This window comes from Thalassospira sp. MCCC 1A01148 (assembly GCF_001613795.1).
Classification (GTDB): Bacteria; Pseudomonadota; Alphaproteobacteria; order Rhodospirillales; family Thalassospiraceae; genus Thalassospira.
The window spans coordinates 19,122-38,311 of the sequence record NZ_LPVZ01000013.1 but is presented as its reverse complement, the minus strand read 5'-3'; the positions used below and the strand labels follow the sequence as shown (position 1 = coordinate 38,311).

Sequence of the window (19,190 nt, the reverse complement as noted above, 5' to 3'; positions counted from 1 at the left end):
TGTATGCGTTTCCTGATTTTGTTCGGAATTTTTCTTGGATTAAACCAGAATTCGTACAAAGTCTACACACACGCTTCCAACATCAAACAATCCCCTCATCCGCCGCAATCAACGCCAAGCCATGTGCAACTGACAGGAACGGCTGGCCAATTTCAATGCGGTCCTTGCCAAAGCGGTCTTCGAACAGCTTGCGCACCGCCGGGACATAGGATGTGCCGCCGGTCATGAAGACGCGCGAGACATCACGCGCATCGACGCCAGCCTGATCAAGGCAGTTCTTGGCCGCCAGTTCGATCTCGGCCATGTCTGGCGCAATTGCGGCTTCGACATCGGCACGGGTCAGCTTTTCTTCGATCTCCACCCCGCCATGGGCGAATTGCAAAATGGTGCTGTCCTTTTCAGAAAGCTCTGCCTTGGCCTTCGAGACCGTCTGATACAGGTGGAAGCCCATTTCATCCTCGATGATGGTGACCAGATCCTCGATATCATCGGGCTTGGTGGCGGATCTGATCAGGCTTTTGATTTCGTTGATGGTTTTGGGCTGGTTCATCATGGCAAGTTCGTGCCAGCGCGAGAACGCCGTGTAATATTGCCGCGGGACCGGCAGGGTCGCGCCCATGGATTTATATTCGGAGCCAAAGCCCAGACGCGGCCACACGGCCTTCTGGATGATGCGATAATCAAACCGGTCGCCTGCAACGCCAAGACCTGTGTGCGAGAGCGGCTGCACCCCGCGAATGCCCAATCCCGGCGTAAAGCGGATCAGCGAAAAGTCACTGGTACCACCGCCAAAGTCAGCGACCAGAACGGTTTCCGGTTTATCGAGCTCTCGCCCGTAATAATAGGATGCCGCCAGCGGTTCGAACACCATGGCCTCGACATCAAAACCGGCCTGTTCATACGCTGCACGCAGGCGCCTTTCAGCAAAGTCGTTGTCCGGATTATTGCCCGCAAACGCCACAGGACGCCCGGAAATCACCCGCTGGCCAAGCCAGCCAAGGCTGTGCTGCGCGAAGTGATGGATTTGTGTCAGAAACGTACCCACAAGGTCTTCGATGGAATAGGTCGTCCCGAAGATATCCGTCCCTTCAAAGTCCTTGGCCGCCAGATAAGACTTCATCGACTGGATCAGGCGGCAGTCATGACTTTCCTTAAGGTATTCCTCAATCGCGAACGGACCGGAACAGCTTTTGGTATGGGTCGGCGCATTCGGCGCCGTCAGATCCTGATCTTCCCAGAAATACAGAATGGTCCGATAGGTATCAAAGCTGTTGGCACCCACTTCGAACTTTGCCGATTGCACATTGCCTGCGCTGTCTGCCACGGCAAGGACAGAGTTCGTCGTTCCGAAATCGAGGGCAATAATTTCAGACATCAGGCAGCCTCCGGCACTGGGTCAATGAATTGGGCCGCAGGGTTTAGCGCAACGCAGACCGGTATACAAGCAGCAAACTCACATCGCCTTTGATAAGCCGAAGAATTTACGCATCGCCAGCATTGTCCCCAAGCCAAGACCATACAGCAGCACCCAGTATGCAAAACCGTTAAAAAAATACAGGGACCAAGAAAACTGAAACAGTACCTTGGTAACAAGAATGGCGAGCCCCCACATCAAAGCCAAATCTGCGGCGACAAAGAGTACGGTACTTATTGCAAACAGCCAAAAATCCAGAACAGAGATAGCTATCAAAGCTATCACTACATAGGAAATCCCCAACATGACGCCTTTTGGAACATCTGCACCGGCCAGCCCCCAAGAATAATGCGCAAAAATAATGACGCTGGGCAGGAATCTAACCGCATGTAATGCGGACATCCCGAGATATATTGCAATCTTCGCAATCATGTCAGCACCAAAGAAAAAGTCCCCGACTGAGCGGGGACTTTAAACATAGAAAACATATGCGCAACATAAACCTTTGGTTGCGCAGCTTATTTGTACCAGATCTTGCGGCTGAAATCGTGCACGGCGCGGACATAGCGCACGGTACCCGACTGGGAGCGCATCACGATGCTTTCGGTCTCCGCACCATTGGCAAAGCGGCGCACGCCACGCAGCATCGCGCCATCGGTCACACCGGTTGCCGCAAACATGACGTTGCCGCTGGCAAGTTCGCCCAGTTTATATTTGCGGGTCAGGTCTGCGATGCCCCATTTTTTCGCGCGTGCGATTTCATCATCGTTGCGGAAAACAAGGCGGCCCTGGAACTGACCCCCGATGCAACGAAGGGCTGCTGCTGCCAGAACACCTTCCGGTGCGCCACCTGTCCCCATGTAAAGATCAATGCCCGACGTTTTCTGCGAAGTTGCGATCACACCGGCAACATCGCCATCCCCGATCAGCATGATGCGCGCACCTGCTTCGCGGGTCTTGGCAATGATGTCCTGATGGCGCGGGCGATCAAGGATGCAAACAACCAGATCAGCAACATCGCAGCCCTTGGCTTTGGCAAGGCTTTTAAGGTTTTCGGCCGGGCTGGCGTCAAGATCAACAACATCATCGGGAAGACCACCACCAACGGCAATCTTGTCCATATAGGTGTCCGGCGCGTTCAGGAAGCCACCCTTTTCGGCCATGGCAACAACAGCCAAAGAGTTCGGACCACCGGTCGCACAAATGGTCGTCCCTTCAAGCGGATCAAGCGCAATGTCGATTTCCGGGCCTTCGCCGGAGCCAACTTCTTCGCCGATAAACAGCATCGGGGCTTCGTCGCGTTCGCCTTCGCCAATCACGACCGTGCCTTTGATGTCCATGCTGTTGAGCGCATTGCGCATGGCGTCCACGGCGGCCTGATCGGCTGCCTTTTCGTCGCCGCGTCCCATCAGGCCAGAGCACGCAAGTGCTGCCGCCTCGGTCACGCGAACCGTTTCAAGCGCAAGATTTCGATCCATATCTTCTTCCTCGTATTGCTGATGTGGGGTCTGGGGGCCCCATCTCATTGTTGTCTTTTTATTTTTACGCTCGGTTTTATGCCCGAACTATACAACAGCGCCCCGCATCATGACAGATGAGGGGCGCGTAGGGTCAGGACCTGAGCAATATAATAGAATTGGCCGTTGAGAAACTTGTGAAATTTAAGAAAAACGTTGAAGAGCGGGTCGCAATCCCGGTCAAGACGTTTGACGTCAAAGTTCGCAAGTTTCTCAACTGTCCTTCGGATCGATCAGATTTGCACGGGCTATTTTGTCGCAAAAACTTGAAAGATATGGATCTTCCTGCGTTTTTGCTCCGCGTATCCGCACAAATCTGATCGACCAATTCTGTCATATTGCTCAGGTCCTGACCCTGTTCATTTTGTTAAGATGCGAAGCTTTCAATCCGCATCAGCACCGGCGGCTGTGAATTGCTTTCAAAAGCTGCAATATCATTCACCGCACCCGACATGGCGGACTCAGTCGTTTCGTGAGCCACGATCACCACAGGCACAACGCCGCCTTCGGTTTCGGCCCGGCCATGCTGAATCATGGACGCCATCGACACCCCGTGCTTGGCAAGGGTTGCGGTAACCTCGGCCATGACACCCGGGCGATCCCATACCATCAGACGCAGGTAATAGGCGCCAATATGCTTTTCGAGCGACGCACGCACGTTTTTCTTCAGGCGATCTGCCGGCACGCCAAAGACGGGTGCGGCACGGCCGGCGGCGATATCAACGATATCAGCGACCACTGCTGATGCGGTCGGGCGTTCACCCGCCCCACGGCCCTGAAGCACCACCGGCCCGACATAGTCGCCTTCAAGGGCAACCGCGTTAAACACGCCTTCGACCTTGGAAATCTGGGTCGCACGATCCACCATGACCGGGGACACGCGCTGTTCAATTCCTTCGGCGGTCTGTTTGGCAATGCCAAGCAGCTTGATACGATAACCAAGTTCTTCGGCAAGCTGGATATCAAGGGCTGAAACACTGCGAATGCCTTCAACCGCGACTGCGTCAAAGTCCACCTCGACGCCAAAGGCAAGGCTTGCCAGGATCGCAAGCTTGTGCGCGGCATCAATACCATCGACATCAAAGGTCGGATCGGCTTCGGCATAGCCAAGTTTCTGTGCCTCTGCCAGAACATCGGCAAAGTCGCGCCCCTGCTCGCGCATGGTGGTCAGGATAAAGTTGCACGTGCCGTTCAGAATACCGGTCACACGCGAAATTTCGTTACCTGCCAGACCTTCACGCAGCGCCTTGACCACCGGTATCCCACCGGCAACCGCCGCCTCATAGGCGATGGTGACATTGTTGGCATCGGCAACCTGGGCCAGTTCCGCGCCCTTAAGTGCGATCAGCGCCTTGTTGGCGGTCACAACATGCTTGCCGTTTTCAAGGGCCGCCTTGCAGGTGTCATAGGCAATGCCATCCGATCCACCAATCAGCTCGACAAGAATGTCGATATCCTTGTCCGCGGCAAGATCACGGGCATCGTCGTACCAGGTCAGACCTTCGGTCGAAAAACCACGGTCCCGAGTTCGATCACGCGCCGATACCGCTGTGACGACGATCTGGCGACCCGAACGGTCGGTCAGAAGGTCGCGATGTTCACTCAGCAGTTTAACGGTTCCGGCACCGACCGTACCCAGGCCTGCCACACCGATTTTGACGACGTCTTTCACGATAACTCCTTGTCGCGTGGTTGCATTTTTGGTTTCACCCGTGACCAAAAAAGATCACAGAGCCCTGATAGCAGAACGCCCGGGACATGTCCCGGGCGAAACACAGAATGCTTTATGAGATATCAGACGGATTTCTTCAACAGTTCACGTGCAGATTCTGCATCGGGGCACTTAGCAAAGAACTGTTTGATGTTGCGGTTGGCCTGACGAATGCGGTGCTTGTTTTCCACAAGCGCAATACGCACATGGCGATCGCCATATTCCCCAAAGCCAAGACCCGGTGCCACCGCAACGCCTGCTTCCTGCAAAAGCAGTTTGGAAAAATCAAGTGACCCAAGCTCGGCAAAGGCTTCGGGGATCGGCGCCCAGGCAAACATCGTTGCCGCAGGGCTTGGAATTTCCCAACCCGCACTTTGCGCCCCTTCGATAAAGATATCGCGGCGTTCACGATACAGGTTGCGGAACTCCTCAACGCAGTCCTGCGGGCCATTAAGGGCCGCGGTTGCGGCCACCTGAACCGGGGTAAATGCGCCATAATCCAAATAGGATTTAATGCGGGTCAGCGCATTGATCAGCTTCTTGTTGCCCGTCGCAAACCCGATACGCCAGCCCGCCATCGAATAGGTTTTCGACAGCGAATAGAATTCAACGGCGATATCCTTTGCCCCCTTGCATTGCAAGATCGAGGGCGGCGGGTTGCCATCAAAATAGATCTCGGAATAGGCAATATCTGACAGAACATAGATTTCATGCTTGCGGCAGAAATCGACAACTTCCTGATAAAACGCCAGATCGACAACAAGGGCCGTCGGATTGGCCGGGAAGTTCAGCACCACTGCACTGGGTTTCGGGACCGAGTGTTTCACCGCGCGATGGAGCTGCTCCATAAAGCTTTCGGTATTGAACGTACCCTGATCATCATGGCCAATCGGAATATGGCGCAGTGCTGCGCCTGCAATGATGAAACCAAAAGCATGGATCGGATAAGACGGGTTGGGCACCAAAAAGATATCACCAGGGCTGGTGATCGCCGCAGCAAGGTTTGCCAAACCTTCCTTCGAACCAAGAGTGACCACAGTTTCGGTTTCGGGATCAATATCCACACCAAAGCGACGGTCGTAATAGGCCGCCAGCGCCTTGCGCAGGCCGGGAATGCCGCGCGACATCGAATAGCCGTGTGTGCGGGGGTTCTGGACCGTCTCAACCAGCTTGTCGACAATATGCTGCGGTGTGGCTGGGTCCGGGTTGCCCATGCCGAAATCGATAATGTCCTCCCCCGCTCGACGTGCAGCCGCCTTCATCGCATTTACTTCTGCGAATACATAAGGCGGAAGACGTTTTATGCGGTGGAACTCCTGAGACATTATCCTGTTTCCTCGTCAAATTACCGAAATTCGAATTTTATGCGAAAAGCATATCCTCGATTTCTCGAAAGTTGCGTTTAGACCCCATATTTGGGTCATGAATAGCGTACAATTCGAAGGATGTACCGTTTCTTGAAATCCGACACAACGAATTAATGCGCGGAAAATACGCATAAACGCGATTTGCGGCATGGTCAGGACGGATTGAGAGCACAAACCCGACCATTTTCGCGCAACCCCGGCCAGAAACACAAAAAACGCGGAAGGATTTCTCCCTCCGCGTTTTGCTGTTGCGCTCTGAAAATATCTGATCGGCGCGATCAGTAATCCAGATAAATTTCCACACGGCGGTTGCCCGCCTCACCGGCCGGAACACCCTCGTAATAGCGCGGATCGGCAGAACCATCTGCACCGACAAAGATCGCATCCGGACTGACACCAAGCGACAGCAGACGTGATACCACCGCCGCAGCCCGGCCTTCGGATACGCGACGGTTTACCGCCATGTGCTGTTCAAGCGACATATTGCCGGTACGCATAGATGCATGACCAATCACACGGATAAAGCCGCTGGTCTGCTGCCAGGTCGCTGCCACCTGTTCAAGTACGTTGTAATCGGAACCACCAAGCTTGGTCGAACCATGTCCGAACTGGATCTGGGCGATTTGAACTTCATTGACCGCCGGGCCGACCTGATCAATTGAACGCACACCAAGGCGCGCTGCCAGTGCATCATTGGTCGCGGTCATGTCAACCGATACGGAGTCGCCGTACATCGGCTCCGAACCACCAAACTGGCTTTCATCGACAATCACCGAACCATTGTCGGAATACATCGAGTAATCAAATTGCTCTGTAGCTGCCGGTTCGTTGGCGAAGACACCCTGCCCTTCGGCAAGGCGGCGCTGATATTGATCCATTACCGGATCGCTGCCAGATGATCCGGGCATCCCTGCATTGGCCGCCTGTGCGGCTTCATAGGCAGCAAGCTGTTGCTGACGTGCTTCGTCCTCTGACAATGCAGCACTCGGCGCTGCCGGCGCGGCTTCTGGCGTTGGAACCGGGCCGCTGACCGGCGCCTTGGCGTTCCATTCGTCCGCAATCGAAGAGCCGCTTGGTGCCGAGGTCACAGCACTGGTGGTGGCCGTGGCTGTTGCCGCAGTACCGGCATCTGCCATGGAGCTGCTCGTAACCGGCGTCGTCGGTGCCGGGTTGATGGCCGGCTCTGACGCCGGTGCTTCCGGCGCACTCTGCAGTGCGTTTACCGGTGGGCTGCTTTGACGGCGACCACTCTGGGTATATTGTGCGTTCTGGCGATCAGCTGCCAGACCGGCAACCAGCGCATCACGTTCTGCATCACCGGTCACGACCGGTTTGGCCGGGGTATCTGCAAGGCTTGGGTATTCGCCGTCTTCGCCGGGAATGGCCTCGTCGGATTTGACGGCGGCTTCTTCATCGTCACCATCAAACATGTCACCGACGGATTTGCCCCACTCGACCGGATTAACCGCATCCGGAACAGAAGAACATGCGCCAAGTGCCAGCACCACCGCCAACGCAGAACCCGTCTGCAGCAGTCCCCGCAACTTCCCCCTTGCAGTCTCCTGCCACGACCCCTGCGCAGTCGTCGATTTCAGAACGCCCATTTGTTTTCGCTGCTCCAAATTCAGTTGGACGACGTTTGCTGCAAACATGTTCCGCAAAAACGTCACCTTATAATTCTTGTACTACCCCTAAACGACGCGCTAGGCTAAGGCCATGATAAGCTTGGGATCAAGCAAAGTTTCAACCCGGAGCGTCAATCAGATGCCCGTAGCATAGAACGTTAAAAGTCTTGCGATATCGCAAAGACGTTAAAACGTTCCGAAGTTACGAGGTATCTGCGGCGGTATCATAAGGGAATGCCCCATGAGCGATCAACAGGCCATCGAAACTGAAAACAATCACCCGGATCCCGAAAAACTCTCTGCAGCAATGGCTGAAATCGCCGAAAGAAGTCAACGACTTGTCTCGGAATTCCTTGCAAAACAGGCAGAAGACCCGGAAATTTCGGACCCGGATCCACTCAATATCGGCTCTGCCTTTGCCGAATTGACCAGCCACATGATGCAAAACCCGGCCAAGCTGGTCGAAGCGCAGATGGAACTCTGGCAACAATATTATACGCTGTGGCACAACACGACCTTGCGAATGTTTGGCGAAGAAGCCGAACCCGTCGCCTCCCCCCAAAAGGGCGATCGTCGTTTTCGTGACGAGGCATGGGAAAACAACGAGCTGTTTGATTTCATCAAGCAGTCATATTTGCTGTCCTCGCAATGGATGCAAAATGTTGTCCATGATGTTGATGGTCTGGATGACAAAACCGCCCAGAAAGTCGAATTCTATACCCGCCAGTTCGTCGATGCGATTTCGCCGACAAACTTCCTGATGACCAATCCGGAAGTGCTGCGCACCACGATTGAATCTGGTGGCGAGAACCTGCTTAAAGGTCTGCAAAACCTTCTGGACGACCTTGAGCGCGGCAAGGGAAAACTTCAAATCCGCATGACAGACCTTGATGCCTTCAAGGTCGGCGAAAACGTTGCCACCACCGAAGGATCGGTGATCGGCAAGACCCCCCTGATGGAGCTTTTGCAATACAAGCCCAGCACGGACAAGGTCGCCAAGCGCCCGCTGATGATCGTGCCGCCATGGATCAACAAATACTACATTCTTGATCTGCGCCCGGAAAACTCCTTCATCAAATGGGCCGTCGATCAGGGCCACACGGTGTTTGTCCTGTCCTGGGTTAACCCCGACAGCGAACTTGCCGAAAAATCGTTTGAAGACTACGCCAAGGACGGCGTACTTGCGGCACTCGACATGATCGAACAGGCCACTGGCGAGAAAGAAGTCAATGCCATCGGCTATTGCCTTGGTGGCACCCTTCTGTCCTCAACTCTGGCTTACATGGCGAAAACCGGGGATGACCGGGTCAAATCCGCGACTTTCCTGACCACGTTGACCGACTTTGAAAAGTCGGGCGAGCTTTCGGTCTTTGTTGATGACGAACAGATCAAAAGCCTTGAAAACAAGATGTCCAAAGAGGGCTACCTTGACGGGCGCGATATGTCGATGTCGTTTAACATGCTGCGCGCCAATGACCTGATCTGGTCATTTGTGGTGTCCAACTACATGCTGGGCAAGGATCCCTTCCCGTTTGATTTGCTGTACTGGAATTCCGATTCCACGCGCATGCCCAAAGCCATGCACAGTTTTTATCTGCGCAACATGTATAACAAGAATCTGCTGCGCGAACCGGGCGGCATTACATTGTTTGGCGAACCGATTGACCTGCGCGACATCAAGATCCCGGTCTATTTCCTGTCCACCCGCGAAGACCATATCGCACCGTGGCAGGCAACCTATGCTGGCACCCAGCTGATGTCGGGACAGGTAAAGTTCGTGCTCTCGGCGTCCGGTCACATTGCCGGTGTGGTCAACCCGCCTGCAGCCAATAAATATTGCTACTGGACCTATAACCGTAATCCGGCCAATCCAGAAGACTGGATGGCGAAGGCCGTCCAGCATGACGGTTCCTGGTGGACCGACTGGCAAAACTGGGTCAGCCGCAGGGCTGGCGGCAAGGTCGATGCCCGCAAACCGGGCGATGGCAAGCTTGAAGTGCTTGGCCCGGCACCGGGCGAATATGTCAAAGTCAGACTCAGTTGATTTGTGACGCGTAATTCATTCTAATGCGGCCTGCCATCATATGGCAGGCCGTATTCTTTTATCAAAAACAAGCAATTCCCGACCCAAACGGGAATGCCAGGAGACAAATCAAGATGACACAGACAATCGGTTTTCTCGGTGCGGGCCGCATGGCTGCTGCAATGATCAAACGCCTGCTTTCAAAGGGCTATGAGATCAAAGTCTGGAACAGAAACCAGGCCAAGATCGAACCGCTTGCCGCCATTGGTGCCACTGGTTACAGCACCCCGGCCGCAGCAGCGCAAAATTGCGACATCGTCATTTCCTTTATGGCTGATGACAGCGCCTCCGAAGCTGTGTGGCTGGGTGATAACGGCGCGCTTGCTGCAATGGGCAAAGGTGCGCTTGCGATTGAATGTTCCACCCTTTCGCACGCCTTTGTCTTGGATCTTGCCCAAAAGATCGAGGCTGCCGGTTGCCGATATATCGACGCACCCGTTACAGGCGTCCCCGCCGATGTCGAAGCAGGCAACACTGTGTTCTTGATTGGTGCCGAAACCAGTGATCTGGAACGCGCCCGCCCGCTCATGGAAGCCACCGGCAAGAAAATCGTTCATTTCGGCACAGTTGGCGCGGGGACGGTCTATAAACTGATGCACAATCTTTTGGGCGCAGTTCACATTGCCGCCGCCGCCGAACTGGTTGCTGTTGCGCAAAAGGCCGGGCTGGATGGCAACAAGGTCGCCGAGACCTTTGAAATTGGTGCCAATGCAAGTCCGACCGGCCTGATGGTTTTGCCGGGTCTGATCGGCGGCAACCACAACGAAGGCATTCATTTCACAACCGGCCTGCGCACCAAAGACGCAGGCTATGCCATGCTATTGGCCAAGGAATACGGCCTTACCCTTCCGGTGGGACAGGCCGCGCATGGCGTGTTTGAAAATGCAACGGCCGAAGGCTTGGGCGATCTGGCGCAAAGTGCGGTGATCGAACCGCTCAAACGCTAGCGGCTAGTCGTTGCTTGCCGTTTCGTGATCGGCAAGCAACGGCTCATAGCGCGCGTCGGTCAGTGTCTTGAGGAAGGCGACAATGGCATCAATGCGCTTGTCATCAAGGGCATCGCCCTGCTCAAGCTCCTTGATCGAAATCGTGTCCGCGACTTCCGGCTCCCCCCACGGCTTGCCGGTTTCAGGGTTGGTCTGGTTGACCTCGGCCTTGCTGTTATATTTGTTATAAAACCTGACCACGGTTTCCAAGTCCGCAAAGACGCCGTTATGCATATAGGGCCCTGTCACGGCAACATTGCGCAGTGACGGGGTTTTGTATTTGCCACGATAGGCCGGGTCTTCAATGGCGGCGTTATCAAGCAACCCGTTATCGGTAAAACCGACATCCTTGTCAGTGGCATCACGCGTCGCAACATTGCGCGGCACGCCGATATTGTGGAACTCGTAATTGGTAAAGGTCTCGCCCTCTGCCGTCGGGCTGGTTTTCAGCATGTGGCAGGTATTGCAATTGGTAAATTGCTGCGAAAAGAACAGGACACGACCAAGCTCTTCCTGCGGCGTCATCTTGTATTCGCCACGCAGGAAACGGTCATATTTGCTGTCAAACGGTGCGAACTGATCACTTTCTTCAAAGGCCGCAATCGCCTTGGTCATTGCGCCATATGCCTGATCGCTATCAGACCAGACATCATCGCCAAACAGCGCCTTGAAGCCCGCAACATAATCTTCGTCCTCGCGCAGGCGTTTCACCACACTGGCCTTGTCCGGCATGCCCATTTCAATCGGATTTAGCGGCGGGCCACCGGCCTGCTCCGCCAGATCCATTGCGCGACCATCCCAGAACTGCCCGCCAACAGCGACACCGTCGTCGCGGACATGAAATGGTGGGGAAAACCTGGCATAACTTGCGGTCGGCGCATTGCGATCACCAAGGCTTTTGCCATCATCCCCCAATGAAAACGCCCCATCTGCGACATCAATTCTGGGGTCACGAAACGCCGTCGAAGGATCATGACATGTCGCACACGACATCGTGCGATTGGCTGAGAGATTTGTATCGAAATAAAGCGCCTCGCCCAGCTGGGCCAGATTGGCGAAAGGCGTCTCCTTTGCGGATGCCACCGCAATTTCAGAAACCTTTGCACTGTGGTTTTGCGCATCAACAGCCAAACGACGCAGCATCGCAGACGCATCTTCTTCGGCCACCGCAGGTGCTGCCATGCCCCCACCAAACACGGCAACCAGAACGGCAAAACGCAACGAAGAACGGATCATACAGGACATCGGCAATACTTTACTTCAACAGGTCCAGGAATGCGGAGCGCAGAACACTCAATCGCGAACGCTATTCATTTACACCTACACAGTTGCCTTCTGCCTTGATGAAAGTCAACGCTTGCATCAGTATCCCGAAACCAGGTTGCCATACCTAGTTCAGGTCAACACCCTGGTTGCCATACAAAACCTTATATTCTGCGGTTTGGGTTTCTCTTAGGATCGCGTCACTGATCTTGCGCGCCAGTTCCGGGGCGATGGTCTTTGCCGAAAACATCAGACGCACCGGTTCACGCGCCAGAATGAAGGGATGCCCCTCCACACTATGTCCATGCCCTTGCTGTTCGGCCTGTGCAACATAGGCCGCCGGTATCCCCAACAGCAAATCCACCCGGTTGGCTAACAGCAATTGCAGCCCATGCGGACCAAGCGGCACGTCGCTTACGTGCCTTGCCCCTTCGGGACTGTTCATGAAGTTCTCGAACGCCTCGCCGCGATAAGCACCCCGCACATGTCCGATCACAAGACCCTGTGCGATCACATCTTTCAGACTGGAAAGCCCAATACGCCCGGCATCGCCGTTACGGACGACAAAACCGATCACGTCATCTCGGTAGGGAACGGAAAACAAACCGTATTTTGCCCGCTCCGCGGTAAGGGAGGCCGATGGCAGAATATCGACATTCCCCTGCTTTATTGCATAAAGCGAACGTTTCCATGGCATGAAGGCAAACCGAACATCACAGCCAACTGATTTCAAAACCTTGGAAATGAAGGCGTTGTCGATTCCAATAGCGAAACCGTTTTCATCCTTCATACTGAACGGACTGTATGTTTCCGACGCGCGAACAAGCAGCGGTCGCGAACAGTCATCCATTGGCTTTGCCTGCCCTGACTGCATCCCCAAAAGCAACAGAACAAACAAACAGACGACGGCGCATGGCACAAAACGCCAGGCAGTCATATGGTTAATCCCCGCACCCAGTTTCTGATCTGCACACCTGATTTTTTGTCGTTTTCTTGCGTTTTTCGCGGGTGTGTCTATCGAACTTTATTCATCAGACAAGACGTATTGTTCCCCTCATACGATATGATGATGCCTGAAAACATTCTGCGGTGAAAGCCTTCTCAGGCTGTTGCAGATGGTTTGATTTTTGTGACGGGCGCGAATGACGGTTACGCCAGATCCTCGGGGATTGATTTGACATATTCCTGCGCCAGATCAGCATAGCGATCCGCAGAAACCTTGAAAAACTCGATTTCTTCTTGTGTCAGGTCGCGCACTTTGCGTGCTGGCACACCGGCCCACAGCTCGCCCGCGGGAATACGTTTTCCCGGCGCCAGAAGCGCATTGGCACCAAGCATGCCGCCCTGCTCGATCACGCAACCATCCATGACGGTCGCGCCCATACCGACAAAACTTCGATCTTCAAGCGTACAGGCGTGAATGATGGCCGAATGCCCGATGGTGACGTCATCGCCGATATAGGTCCCAAACTTCCCCTTGGCGACATGTACCATGGTCAGGTCCTGAATATTGGTACGCGAACCGATGCGGATTTCATGCACATCGCCACGAACTACACATCCAAACCAGATACCCGTCTCTGCCCCGATTTCGACATCCCCAATGATGGTCGCATTCGGGGCAATAAACGCGGTTTCATCAATGGTGGGTTTTACCCCGCGATAGGACAAACGCATGATGATGGGACCTTTCATATTCAACAGTTCGGGGATGCATCCACGACGCAGCACATCTTGTTTTTCAAGTTTAAGGCCTAACATGTCAAAAAGGAAACTCATCGAAAAGAAAGATGCTCATGCCATCGCCCACAAAGGCGCGCATCAATGTCAAAGGCCAGACAGACAACTGGTTACGCGGTTGCACAATATCGGCTTTTGCCCTTGTCTTATGTCTGCTTTCCACCGTTTCGCATGGCCATATGCTAAGCGAAAACCACGATCATGCCCGCGGGGTGTTGCGTGTGACGTTCTCGGTTTGGGAACCATTTGCGATCGAAGACCGCAACGGCAAACAGCACGGTATTGATCGCGCCATCATGAAAGAGGTGGCCAAGCGTCTTGGTCTTGAATTGCAACCCCATACTTGCCCGTGGCGGCGGTGCCTGAAGATGCTTGAAACCGGTGATATTGATATCATGACCAGCATCGCCTACACCCAGGAACGGGCCACATATGCCCGTTTCATCAAACCGGCCTATAGTCGTGTCACCCCTGTTTTCTACTATAATCGCAAAAACCCGGTGACAATTTCCGCCTATTCAGACCTCTATCAACTCACCTTGGGGGCTGTGGTGGATTCCCGCTATTTCGAACCGTTTGACAGTGACGACAGACTTGAAAAAGTCGAAGCCAACAGTGAAATCCTTTTGCTCAGGATGCTGGCGGCCAAACGGGTCGATGCGATGGTCGGTTCCGATGCCAATGCAGATTATCAAATTCGACGTGCCGGCCTTGGCAATATCATCGCCAAGGCCCCCTATCGTACCAATCACAGCAACGATATTCATCTTGCTGTATCGCGCAACTCATCGCTTATGACCCGACTGGACCAGATCAGCCAGATCATGACCGACCTCCATGCCGAAGGCTTCATCGCCCGCGTGCATCAGGAATACTGGCCTGCCGCCGATCTTGCCGAAATCAACCCGACGGGGGAGCTCAACTAACACAGGTCGGACTGGCCGGACCAGCAAGCACCGGGCGCAGGCAATAAAAAAGGGTGCCATTCGGTAATGACGCCCTTTTTTTATTGCCTTTGCCGCACACCGTTACGGGAACAGCGGCTCGATCTCAAGCCCCATGGTTTCAGGCAGGCCCAGCATCACATTCATGTTCTGAACCGCCTGGCCTGATGCACCCTTCACAAGGTTGTCTTCAACCGCAACAATGATCACACGGCCAGGCACACGGTCCTTGACCACCCCCATCAGAACATAGTTCGAACCGCGCACATGACGGGTCTGGGGGGTAACACCAAACGGCAGAATACGGACAAACGGCTCGTCCGCGTAACGCTTTTCAAGGGCGGCCTGAATGTCTTCGGGCGTCGTGCCATCGGTCATTTTGACATAGATGGACTCCAGGATACCGCGGCTCATCGGCATCAAGTGCGGTGAAAAGTTCACCACAACATCAATGCCACTCGCCCAGGCAAGGCCCTGCTCGATTTCGGGTGCGTGGCGGTGCCCGCCGGTGCCATAGGCATGAATGCCTTCGGTCACTTCGGCAAACAGGGTCATTTCCTTGGGCGAACGCCCTGCCCCGGTCACACCGGATTTGGCATCAATAATGATGTCTTCGGCATGCACCATCTTGCCTTCAAGAAGCGGTGTCAGCGCCAGTTGCACCGGGGTCGGATAGCACCCCGGATTGGCAACCACGCGGGCCGACTTGATCTTTTCACGGTGCAGTTCGGTCAGGCCATAGGCCACTTCCTTCTGCAGGTCCTGTGCCGCATGGTCCGCGCCATACCATTCCTTGTAGGTCGACGGATCAAACAGGCGGAAGTCTGCTGACAGATCAACAACCTTCACATGGCTCGGCAAACCGGCAATGACTTCCTGTGTCGTGCCATGCGGCAGCGCGCAGAAAATCAGGTCCACAGTCGACCAGTCCGCGTCATCGATCTTGATCATGGTTGGCAGATCAATATGGGCAAGATGCGGGAAAACTTCCCCGAACGGACGTCCGGCGCGTCGGTCTGCGGTCAACAGGGTAATTTCCGAAGCTGGATGATGCGCAAGAATGCGAACCAGTTCCGCCCCGGTATAGCCACTGGCACCGAGAATTCCGACTTTGACCTTAACGTCGCTCATATCAAATCTTGCTCCAAGTTAGGCACCCGCCATTTGCGGGTATTGATAACGCGCGGATGTTGGCAAACAAGGCCCGCAGATGCAAGCAATTAGGCGGCAAATATCCCTGATAATCTGCAACATTCCCATGCGGCCTGATCATGGCAGCAGGTCATCAAAGCCTATTTTTTGCGCGCACGGCGCACTGTGTCCGGACAGGCGCGCGCATCTTCGGGCCGTACGGTGTAAAACTTCTCGATCTTCTCGTATCCGGTTGGGCTTGCTACGGGATAGCTTGCAACGTATCGCGCGTCGGAAAGCCCGAAGTCGCTGGCTTTCAATCCGGATCGCTGCAACCACATGCGCCGATGGGCATCCGATAACACCACATCCGCGTCATCAATCAGAAAAATGGCATCACGCGCCAGTCGGTCATTATATTTGTGGTGGGTCGGCAACCATGCGGCCAGTTGTTTACGAAGCGTGCCCGGGCTTGGCACATCGCGTGTGCGGGTCGCAAATTTTGTCATCCTTTCGACAAGCGAACTGATATCACCCGGCGGCACTGATCCATGGGTTGCACGGTCGATAAAGAATGCCAGATCAATCTCGCTGGGGTCGCGTCCGATGACTGGTTTAAGGGCGGCATACAGCTTGAAAAATCGCGCTATTTTTCCGCCATCGGCATTGGCTGCATCATAGACCCGATGATAGGCCGCCTGCACTTCGGGTCTTGCGCCATAGGCGGCAAAACGTTTCTTAAATGCATTACGTTTTGCGTCATCGACCCATATTGCACACAACACATCAAAGGCCGCGTCATTATTGCCAAGGGCAAGCCTGTGCATGTCCTCGGTAAACGGGCCAAACACGTTTTGCAGCAATCCCGGATTGGCCCGTTCTGCCGCAAACAGGATCTGCTGAATTTCCGCCCCCGCCCCGGCTGTCGCCCCGCGCGGCCCCCATGTCAGATAGGCACGCGGATCATTGGTGTGGCAGTACGGATCTCCCTCCAGAAAGGTCTTTCCGCTGCGGGGATTTTTTGACTGACAGAAATTGAACTGGATCACGTCATAATCCGTGCCTTCCAACGCAAACGTCAGATGGTTGGCCCGTGTGATCGCATCAGGCGGCGGTAACTGTGCTGGCATCAACAACCGCCAAAGACCGACCGTGATCGCCCCGTAACTCTCGGCCCCGACCGCTGCGCGCACAGACGCATTCAGGCAAGGCTGCAAATCAACAATCGCCTGACGCGTCTTCGCCCCGACAATCCCATCGGCCGAGCCATAATTGCTGGCGGACTTACCCGCACAATTCCCCGCCCGCGCAAAAAGACGCTCCTGAAAAACGGCCACCGCACCATAACGCCCAAGCGTAAGCGCGCGATTTTCGAAGCGATAGAGAACTTGTGAAAGATCAAGCGCATCATCTTGCGCACGTGCAACCTCAATGCGCATGCCACACACGAAAGACGCGGCAAGCACCAAAAACAAGTTCAAGCTAAACTGACAAAGCAGGCGACGGGTCAAGACCGGCCTCGTTATATGTTTAGGGCATCAAAGAAACGATCCACGTTTTAGTTACGCCCCAAAGCGCCAAGCATCGTTGCCACCCGAACCGTATCAGGCATCAAAAGTGAAGCCACCGTTGATGGCTTCACTTGCAATCTTGCTACTGTCAAAGCTGATCTTGCTGATAATGTCCGAAACCTGATCAACAAGCTGCTGGGGCGGCTTTGCCTTGTTGGCATTCTTCTTGGGCGGCATGATGCAGTCACCGTCAATGCCAAGGTCTTTAAGGAAGGCTTTCGCACCCTCTTCCTTGATAGCATCATCAAGAGTGACATCAATCATCTCGATCTGGTCAGAATATTTCTGGCGGTAGTACTCCTGACGGGCCTGCATTTCGTAACAATACCAAAGCGGCATGCCCAATCCGCCCAACTGGGCAAAAGGCTGGAAATTGACCAGCTTCTTTTGATAGGACGGGTGCAGATACCACTGCCAAGCCAGCGTGATATTACCAAAATCACTTCGAACAAGGTAACTCACGCACTGTTTGACGATGTCGCGCTTCAGAATGATCAGTGTCGTGAAATCTGTCCGGTCACTTTCGGCAAGGTTTTCCAGTAAGCCGCATTTGCACAGGGTATGGTTGGTCTCGGCATATATACCGTCTGGAATGCTGTCAAACTTGCGGGTCCAGAAATCTTTGACGAATGCATTGTTACCGTAGTTGTTGAAATTCCGCATGGTACGGATATCGGGCATGCGGACGCCAAAATCATCTATACCAAGCGGTTCGTGTATCGCGTCTATTTTCAGATTTTCAGAAAGGAAATCCGCCAACCAGGCAGAGCCCGTGCGACCGGCGGTAATGACAAAATAGTTCTTCATAACTTTCCTTTCTGGCACCTTGAACGGCACGATACATGATCGCGTCAGGATGTGTTTTCATCTGCCCACATTGTGCCAGCCGACCCTTTAAGCAAGTTTAACCTGCTCAAAACCGACTGAAACGGTCGACTTCAACAAAGCCAACCGGTAATGCCCGACCTTTTTAAAACCAAGCGCTTCATAGGCCTTTGCCGCCGCTTCGCTATCGGTTGAGAGGATGGCGCGCTTAACGCCACGGGCACGCACAGCCAGAAGCGTCTTGGCAACCAGAATACGGGCATATCCATTCGAGCGTTCTTCGGGCGGCGTCCACACGGGGCCAACCTGGACCATATCGGGCAAGGTTGCGTTGAAGCCCGAAAGCGACACTGCCTTGCCATCAACGATCAGCCCCCACATCGTCCGTGCATCAAGCGCATGGACAAGGCGTGAGGCGATCTTGCTGTCCAGGCTCGGGGTGTCTGCCGCCCCCAAGGCCTCGATCTCATAGGCGCGCAACCAGCGCAGCAAGGTATTGCGTTCGATCTTTTCTGCATCGACCATCTGAAAATCATCAGCACGTGCATTTTGCGGCACGATCAGGCTTTCCAGATCAAGCTCGTAAAGCACATCCGATGCATTGATCGCATAGGACGCATCCTTTAACCCAAGTTGGCACAGCATGTCTTGCGCCGGGGCAGCATCACCAAAGACACCCGCCACCGGTTTAAGCGGATCAGACACAAATACCTCTGTCAAAGCAGCCGGAACCGTATCTTGATCCCCCGCCTCGACAAAAACATTGCCATTGGCAAACTGCGCAACAATCGCACTGATGCTGCCATCGCTGGCAACTTCCCCGAACCAGTTTCCAGAAAGCGGATGACGACGTCGTTCGATACCGGCAGTGCGCATGTTCCCGCGCAGCACCATGCAAGTCGCAGCATGGTTGGCAAGGAATGCGGTTGCGGCATCAAAATCGGCGTCGTGCAGCTTTCTGTACTGCATATCAGGGGTCCCTTTCTTTGGGGTTCAGGTCATTGCCAACCAAT

At 54.3% G+C, this 19,190-nt stretch carries 16 protein-coding genes; 3 read left to right on the top strand and 13 right to left on the bottom strand.

What is annotated here, in order from left to right; genetic code table 11:
* Positions 1-82 precede the first annotated feature (82 nt).
* The 6 genes from AUQ43_RS05700 to AUQ43_RS05675 form a co-directional block, all read right to left on the bottom strand.
* Entirely contained in the window at positions 83-1,375 is a 1,293-nt protein-coding gene (locus AUQ43_RS05700; protein WP_062955312.1) for an Hsp70 family protein, read from the bottom strand.
* Between the two features lie 78 nt (positions 1,376-1,453).
* Positions 1,454-1,846: a hypothetical protein gene (locus tag AUQ43_RS05695; RefSeq protein ID WP_062955311.1), complete on the bottom strand. Its 393-nt coding sequence runs from the start codon at positions 1,844-1,846 to the stop codon at positions 1,454-1,456.
* Between the two features lie 86 nt (positions 1,847-1,932).
* The gene (gene glpX / locus AUQ43_RS05690) at positions 1,933-2,892 is read right to left on the bottom strand and encodes a class II fructose-bisphosphatase (RefSeq protein WP_062955310.1); all 960 of its coding nucleotides are present in this window, start codon (positions 2,890-2,892) and stop codon (positions 1,933-1,935) included.
* Positions 2,893-3,298: 406 nt separating this feature from the next.
* Positions 3,299-4,603, bottom strand: coding sequence for a homoserine dehydrogenase (locus AUQ43_RS05685; protein WP_062955393.1), 1,305 nt, complete (start codon positions 4,601-4,603; stop codon positions 3,299-3,301).
* A gap of 122 nt (positions 4,604-4,725) precedes the next feature.
* Positions 4,726-5,967, bottom strand: a complete 1,242-nt coding sequence (locus tag AUQ43_RS05680; protein WP_062955309.1) for an LL-diaminopimelate aminotransferase — start codon at positions 5,965-5,967, stop codon at positions 4,726-4,728.
* A gap of 320 nt (positions 5,968-6,287) precedes the next feature.
* Complete coding sequence (locus AUQ43_RS05675) at positions 6,288-7,553, bottom strand: OmpA family protein (protein WP_232310598.1); 1,266 nt, start codon at positions 7,551-7,553, stop codon at positions 6,288-6,290.
* 322 nt (positions 7,554-7,875) lie between these two features.
* On the opposite strand from AUQ43_RS05675, the gene AUQ43_RS05670 reads away from it, so the two are divergent.
* Both AUQ43_RS05670 and AUQ43_RS05665 read left to right on the top strand, forming a co-directional pair.
* Positions 7,876-9,678 (top strand): alpha/beta hydrolase, encoded by a 1,803-nt coding sequence (locus AUQ43_RS05670; RefSeq protein ID WP_062955307.1) that lies wholly within the window; start codon positions 7,876-7,878, stop codon positions 9,676-9,678.
* Positions 9,679-9,791: 113 nt separating this feature from the next.
* Positions 9,792-10,664, top strand: a complete 873-nt coding sequence (locus AUQ43_RS05665) for an NAD(P)-dependent oxidoreductase (protein ID WP_062955306.1) — start codon at positions 9,792-9,794, stop codon at positions 10,662-10,664.
* A 3-nt stretch (positions 10,665-10,667) separates the two neighbouring features.
* Here AUQ43_RS05665 and AUQ43_RS05660 read toward each other — a convergent pair whose 3' ends face one another.
* From AUQ43_RS05660 to AUQ43_RS05650, 3 genes are all read right to left on the bottom strand, one after another.
* Positions 10,668-11,939: a cytochrome-c peroxidase gene (locus tag AUQ43_RS05660; protein WP_232310597.1), complete on the bottom strand. Its 1,272-nt coding sequence runs from the start codon at positions 11,937-11,939 to the stop codon at positions 10,668-10,670.
* Between the two features lie 154 nt (positions 11,940-12,093).
* Positions 12,094-12,903: an ABC transporter substrate-binding protein gene (locus AUQ43_RS05655; protein ID WP_062955305.1), complete on the bottom strand. Its 810-nt coding sequence runs from the start codon at positions 12,901-12,903 to the stop codon at positions 12,094-12,096.
* Between the two features lie 212 nt (positions 12,904-13,115).
* Positions 13,116-13,643 carry a gamma carbonic anhydrase family protein gene (locus tag AUQ43_RS05650; RefSeq protein WP_114129847.1) on the bottom strand — a complete coding sequence of 176 codons (528 nt, stop codon included), beginning with the start codon at positions 13,641-13,643 and terminating at the stop codon, positions 13,116-13,118.
* Positions 13,644-13,762: 119 nt separating this feature from the next.
* On the opposite strand from AUQ43_RS05650, the gene AUQ43_RS05645 reads away from it, so the two are divergent.
* On the top strand, positions 13,763-14,632 hold the full coding sequence (locus AUQ43_RS05645; RefSeq protein WP_062955304.1) for an ABC transporter substrate-binding protein: 870 nt from the start codon (positions 13,763-13,765) through the stop codon (positions 14,630-14,632).
* 102 nt (positions 14,633-14,734) lie between these two features.
* On the opposite strand, the gene argC is transcribed toward AUQ43_RS05645, so the two are convergent.
* The 4 genes from argC to AUQ43_RS05625 form a co-directional block, all read right to left on the bottom strand.
* Complete coding sequence (gene argC / locus AUQ43_RS05640; protein WP_062955303.1) at positions 14,735-15,781, bottom strand: N-acetyl-gamma-glutamyl-phosphate reductase; 1,047 nt, start codon at positions 15,779-15,781, stop codon at positions 14,735-14,737.
* 161 nt (positions 15,782-15,942) lie between these two features.
* Positions 15,943-17,220: a hypothetical protein gene (locus AUQ43_RS05635; RefSeq protein WP_232310596.1), complete on the bottom strand. Its 1,278-nt coding sequence runs from the start codon at positions 17,218-17,220 to the stop codon at positions 15,943-15,945.
* A gap of 165 nt (positions 17,221-17,385) precedes the next feature.
* Positions 17,386-18,159: a hypothetical protein gene (locus tag AUQ43_RS05630; RefSeq protein ID WP_062955302.1), complete on the bottom strand. Its 774-nt coding sequence runs from the start codon at positions 18,157-18,159 to the stop codon at positions 17,386-17,388.
* Between the two features lie 87 nt (positions 18,160-18,246).
* Positions 18,247-19,146: a GNAT family N-acetyltransferase gene (locus AUQ43_RS05625; RefSeq protein WP_062955301.1), complete on the bottom strand. Its 900-nt coding sequence runs from the start codon at positions 19,144-19,146 to the stop codon at positions 18,247-18,249.
* Between the last annotated feature and the right edge of the window lie 44 nt (positions 19,147-19,190).

Bases quoted from the DNA above. Each gene is read 5' to 3' on its own strand.
- AUQ43_RS05700 (WP_062955312.1), bottom strand. From the start codon at position 1,375: ATGTCTGAAATTATTGCCCTCGATTTCGGAACGACGAACTCTGTCCTT.
- AUQ43_RS05695 (WP_062955311.1), bottom strand. From the start codon at position 1,846: ATGATTGCGAAGATTGCAATATATCTCGGGATGTCCGCATTACATGCG.
- glpX (WP_062955310.1), bottom strand. From the start codon at position 2,892: ATGGATCGAAATCTTGCGCTTGAAACGGTTCGCGTGACCGAGGCGGCA.
- AUQ43_RS05680 (WP_062955309.1), bottom strand. From the start codon at position 5,967: ATGTCTCAGGAGTTCCACCGCATAAAACGTCTTCCGCCTTATGTATTC.
- AUQ43_RS05670 (WP_062955307.1), top strand. From the start codon at position 7,876: ATGAGCGATCAACAGGCCATCGAAACTGAAAACAATCACCCGGATCCC.
- AUQ43_RS05665 (WP_062955306.1), top strand. From the start codon at position 9,792: ATGACACAGACAATCGGTTTTCTCGGTGCGGGCCGCATGGCTGCTGCA.
- AUQ43_RS05660 (WP_232310597.1), bottom strand. From the start codon at position 11,939: ATGATCCGTTCTTCGTTGCGTTTTGCCGTTCTGGTTGCCGTGTTTGGT.
- AUQ43_RS05655 (WP_062955305.1), bottom strand. From the start codon at position 12,903: ATGACTGCCTGGCGTTTTGTGCCATGCGCCGTCGTCTGTTTGTTTGTT.
- AUQ43_RS05650 (WP_114129847.1), bottom strand. From the start codon at position 13,643: ATGCGTTTGTCCTATCGCGGGGTAAAACCCACCATTGATGAAACCGCG.
- AUQ43_RS05645 (WP_062955304.1), top strand. From the start codon at position 13,763: ATGCCATCGCCCACAAAGGCGCGCATCAATGTCAAAGGCCAGACAGAC.
- argC (WP_062955303.1), bottom strand. From the start codon at position 15,781: ATGAGCGACGTTAAGGTCAAAGTCGGAATTCTCGGTGCCAGTGGCTAT.
- AUQ43_RS05635 (WP_232310596.1), bottom strand. From the start codon at position 17,220: ATGCGCATTGAGGTTGCACGTGCGCAAGATGATGCGCTTGATCTTTCA.
- AUQ43_RS05630 (WP_062955302.1), bottom strand. From the start codon at position 18,159: ATGAAGAACTATTTTGTCATTACCGCCGGTCGCACGGGCTCTGCCTGG.
- AUQ43_RS05625 (WP_062955301.1), bottom strand. From the start codon at position 19,146: ATGCAGTACAGAAAGCTGCACGACGCCGATTTTGATGCCGCAACCGCA.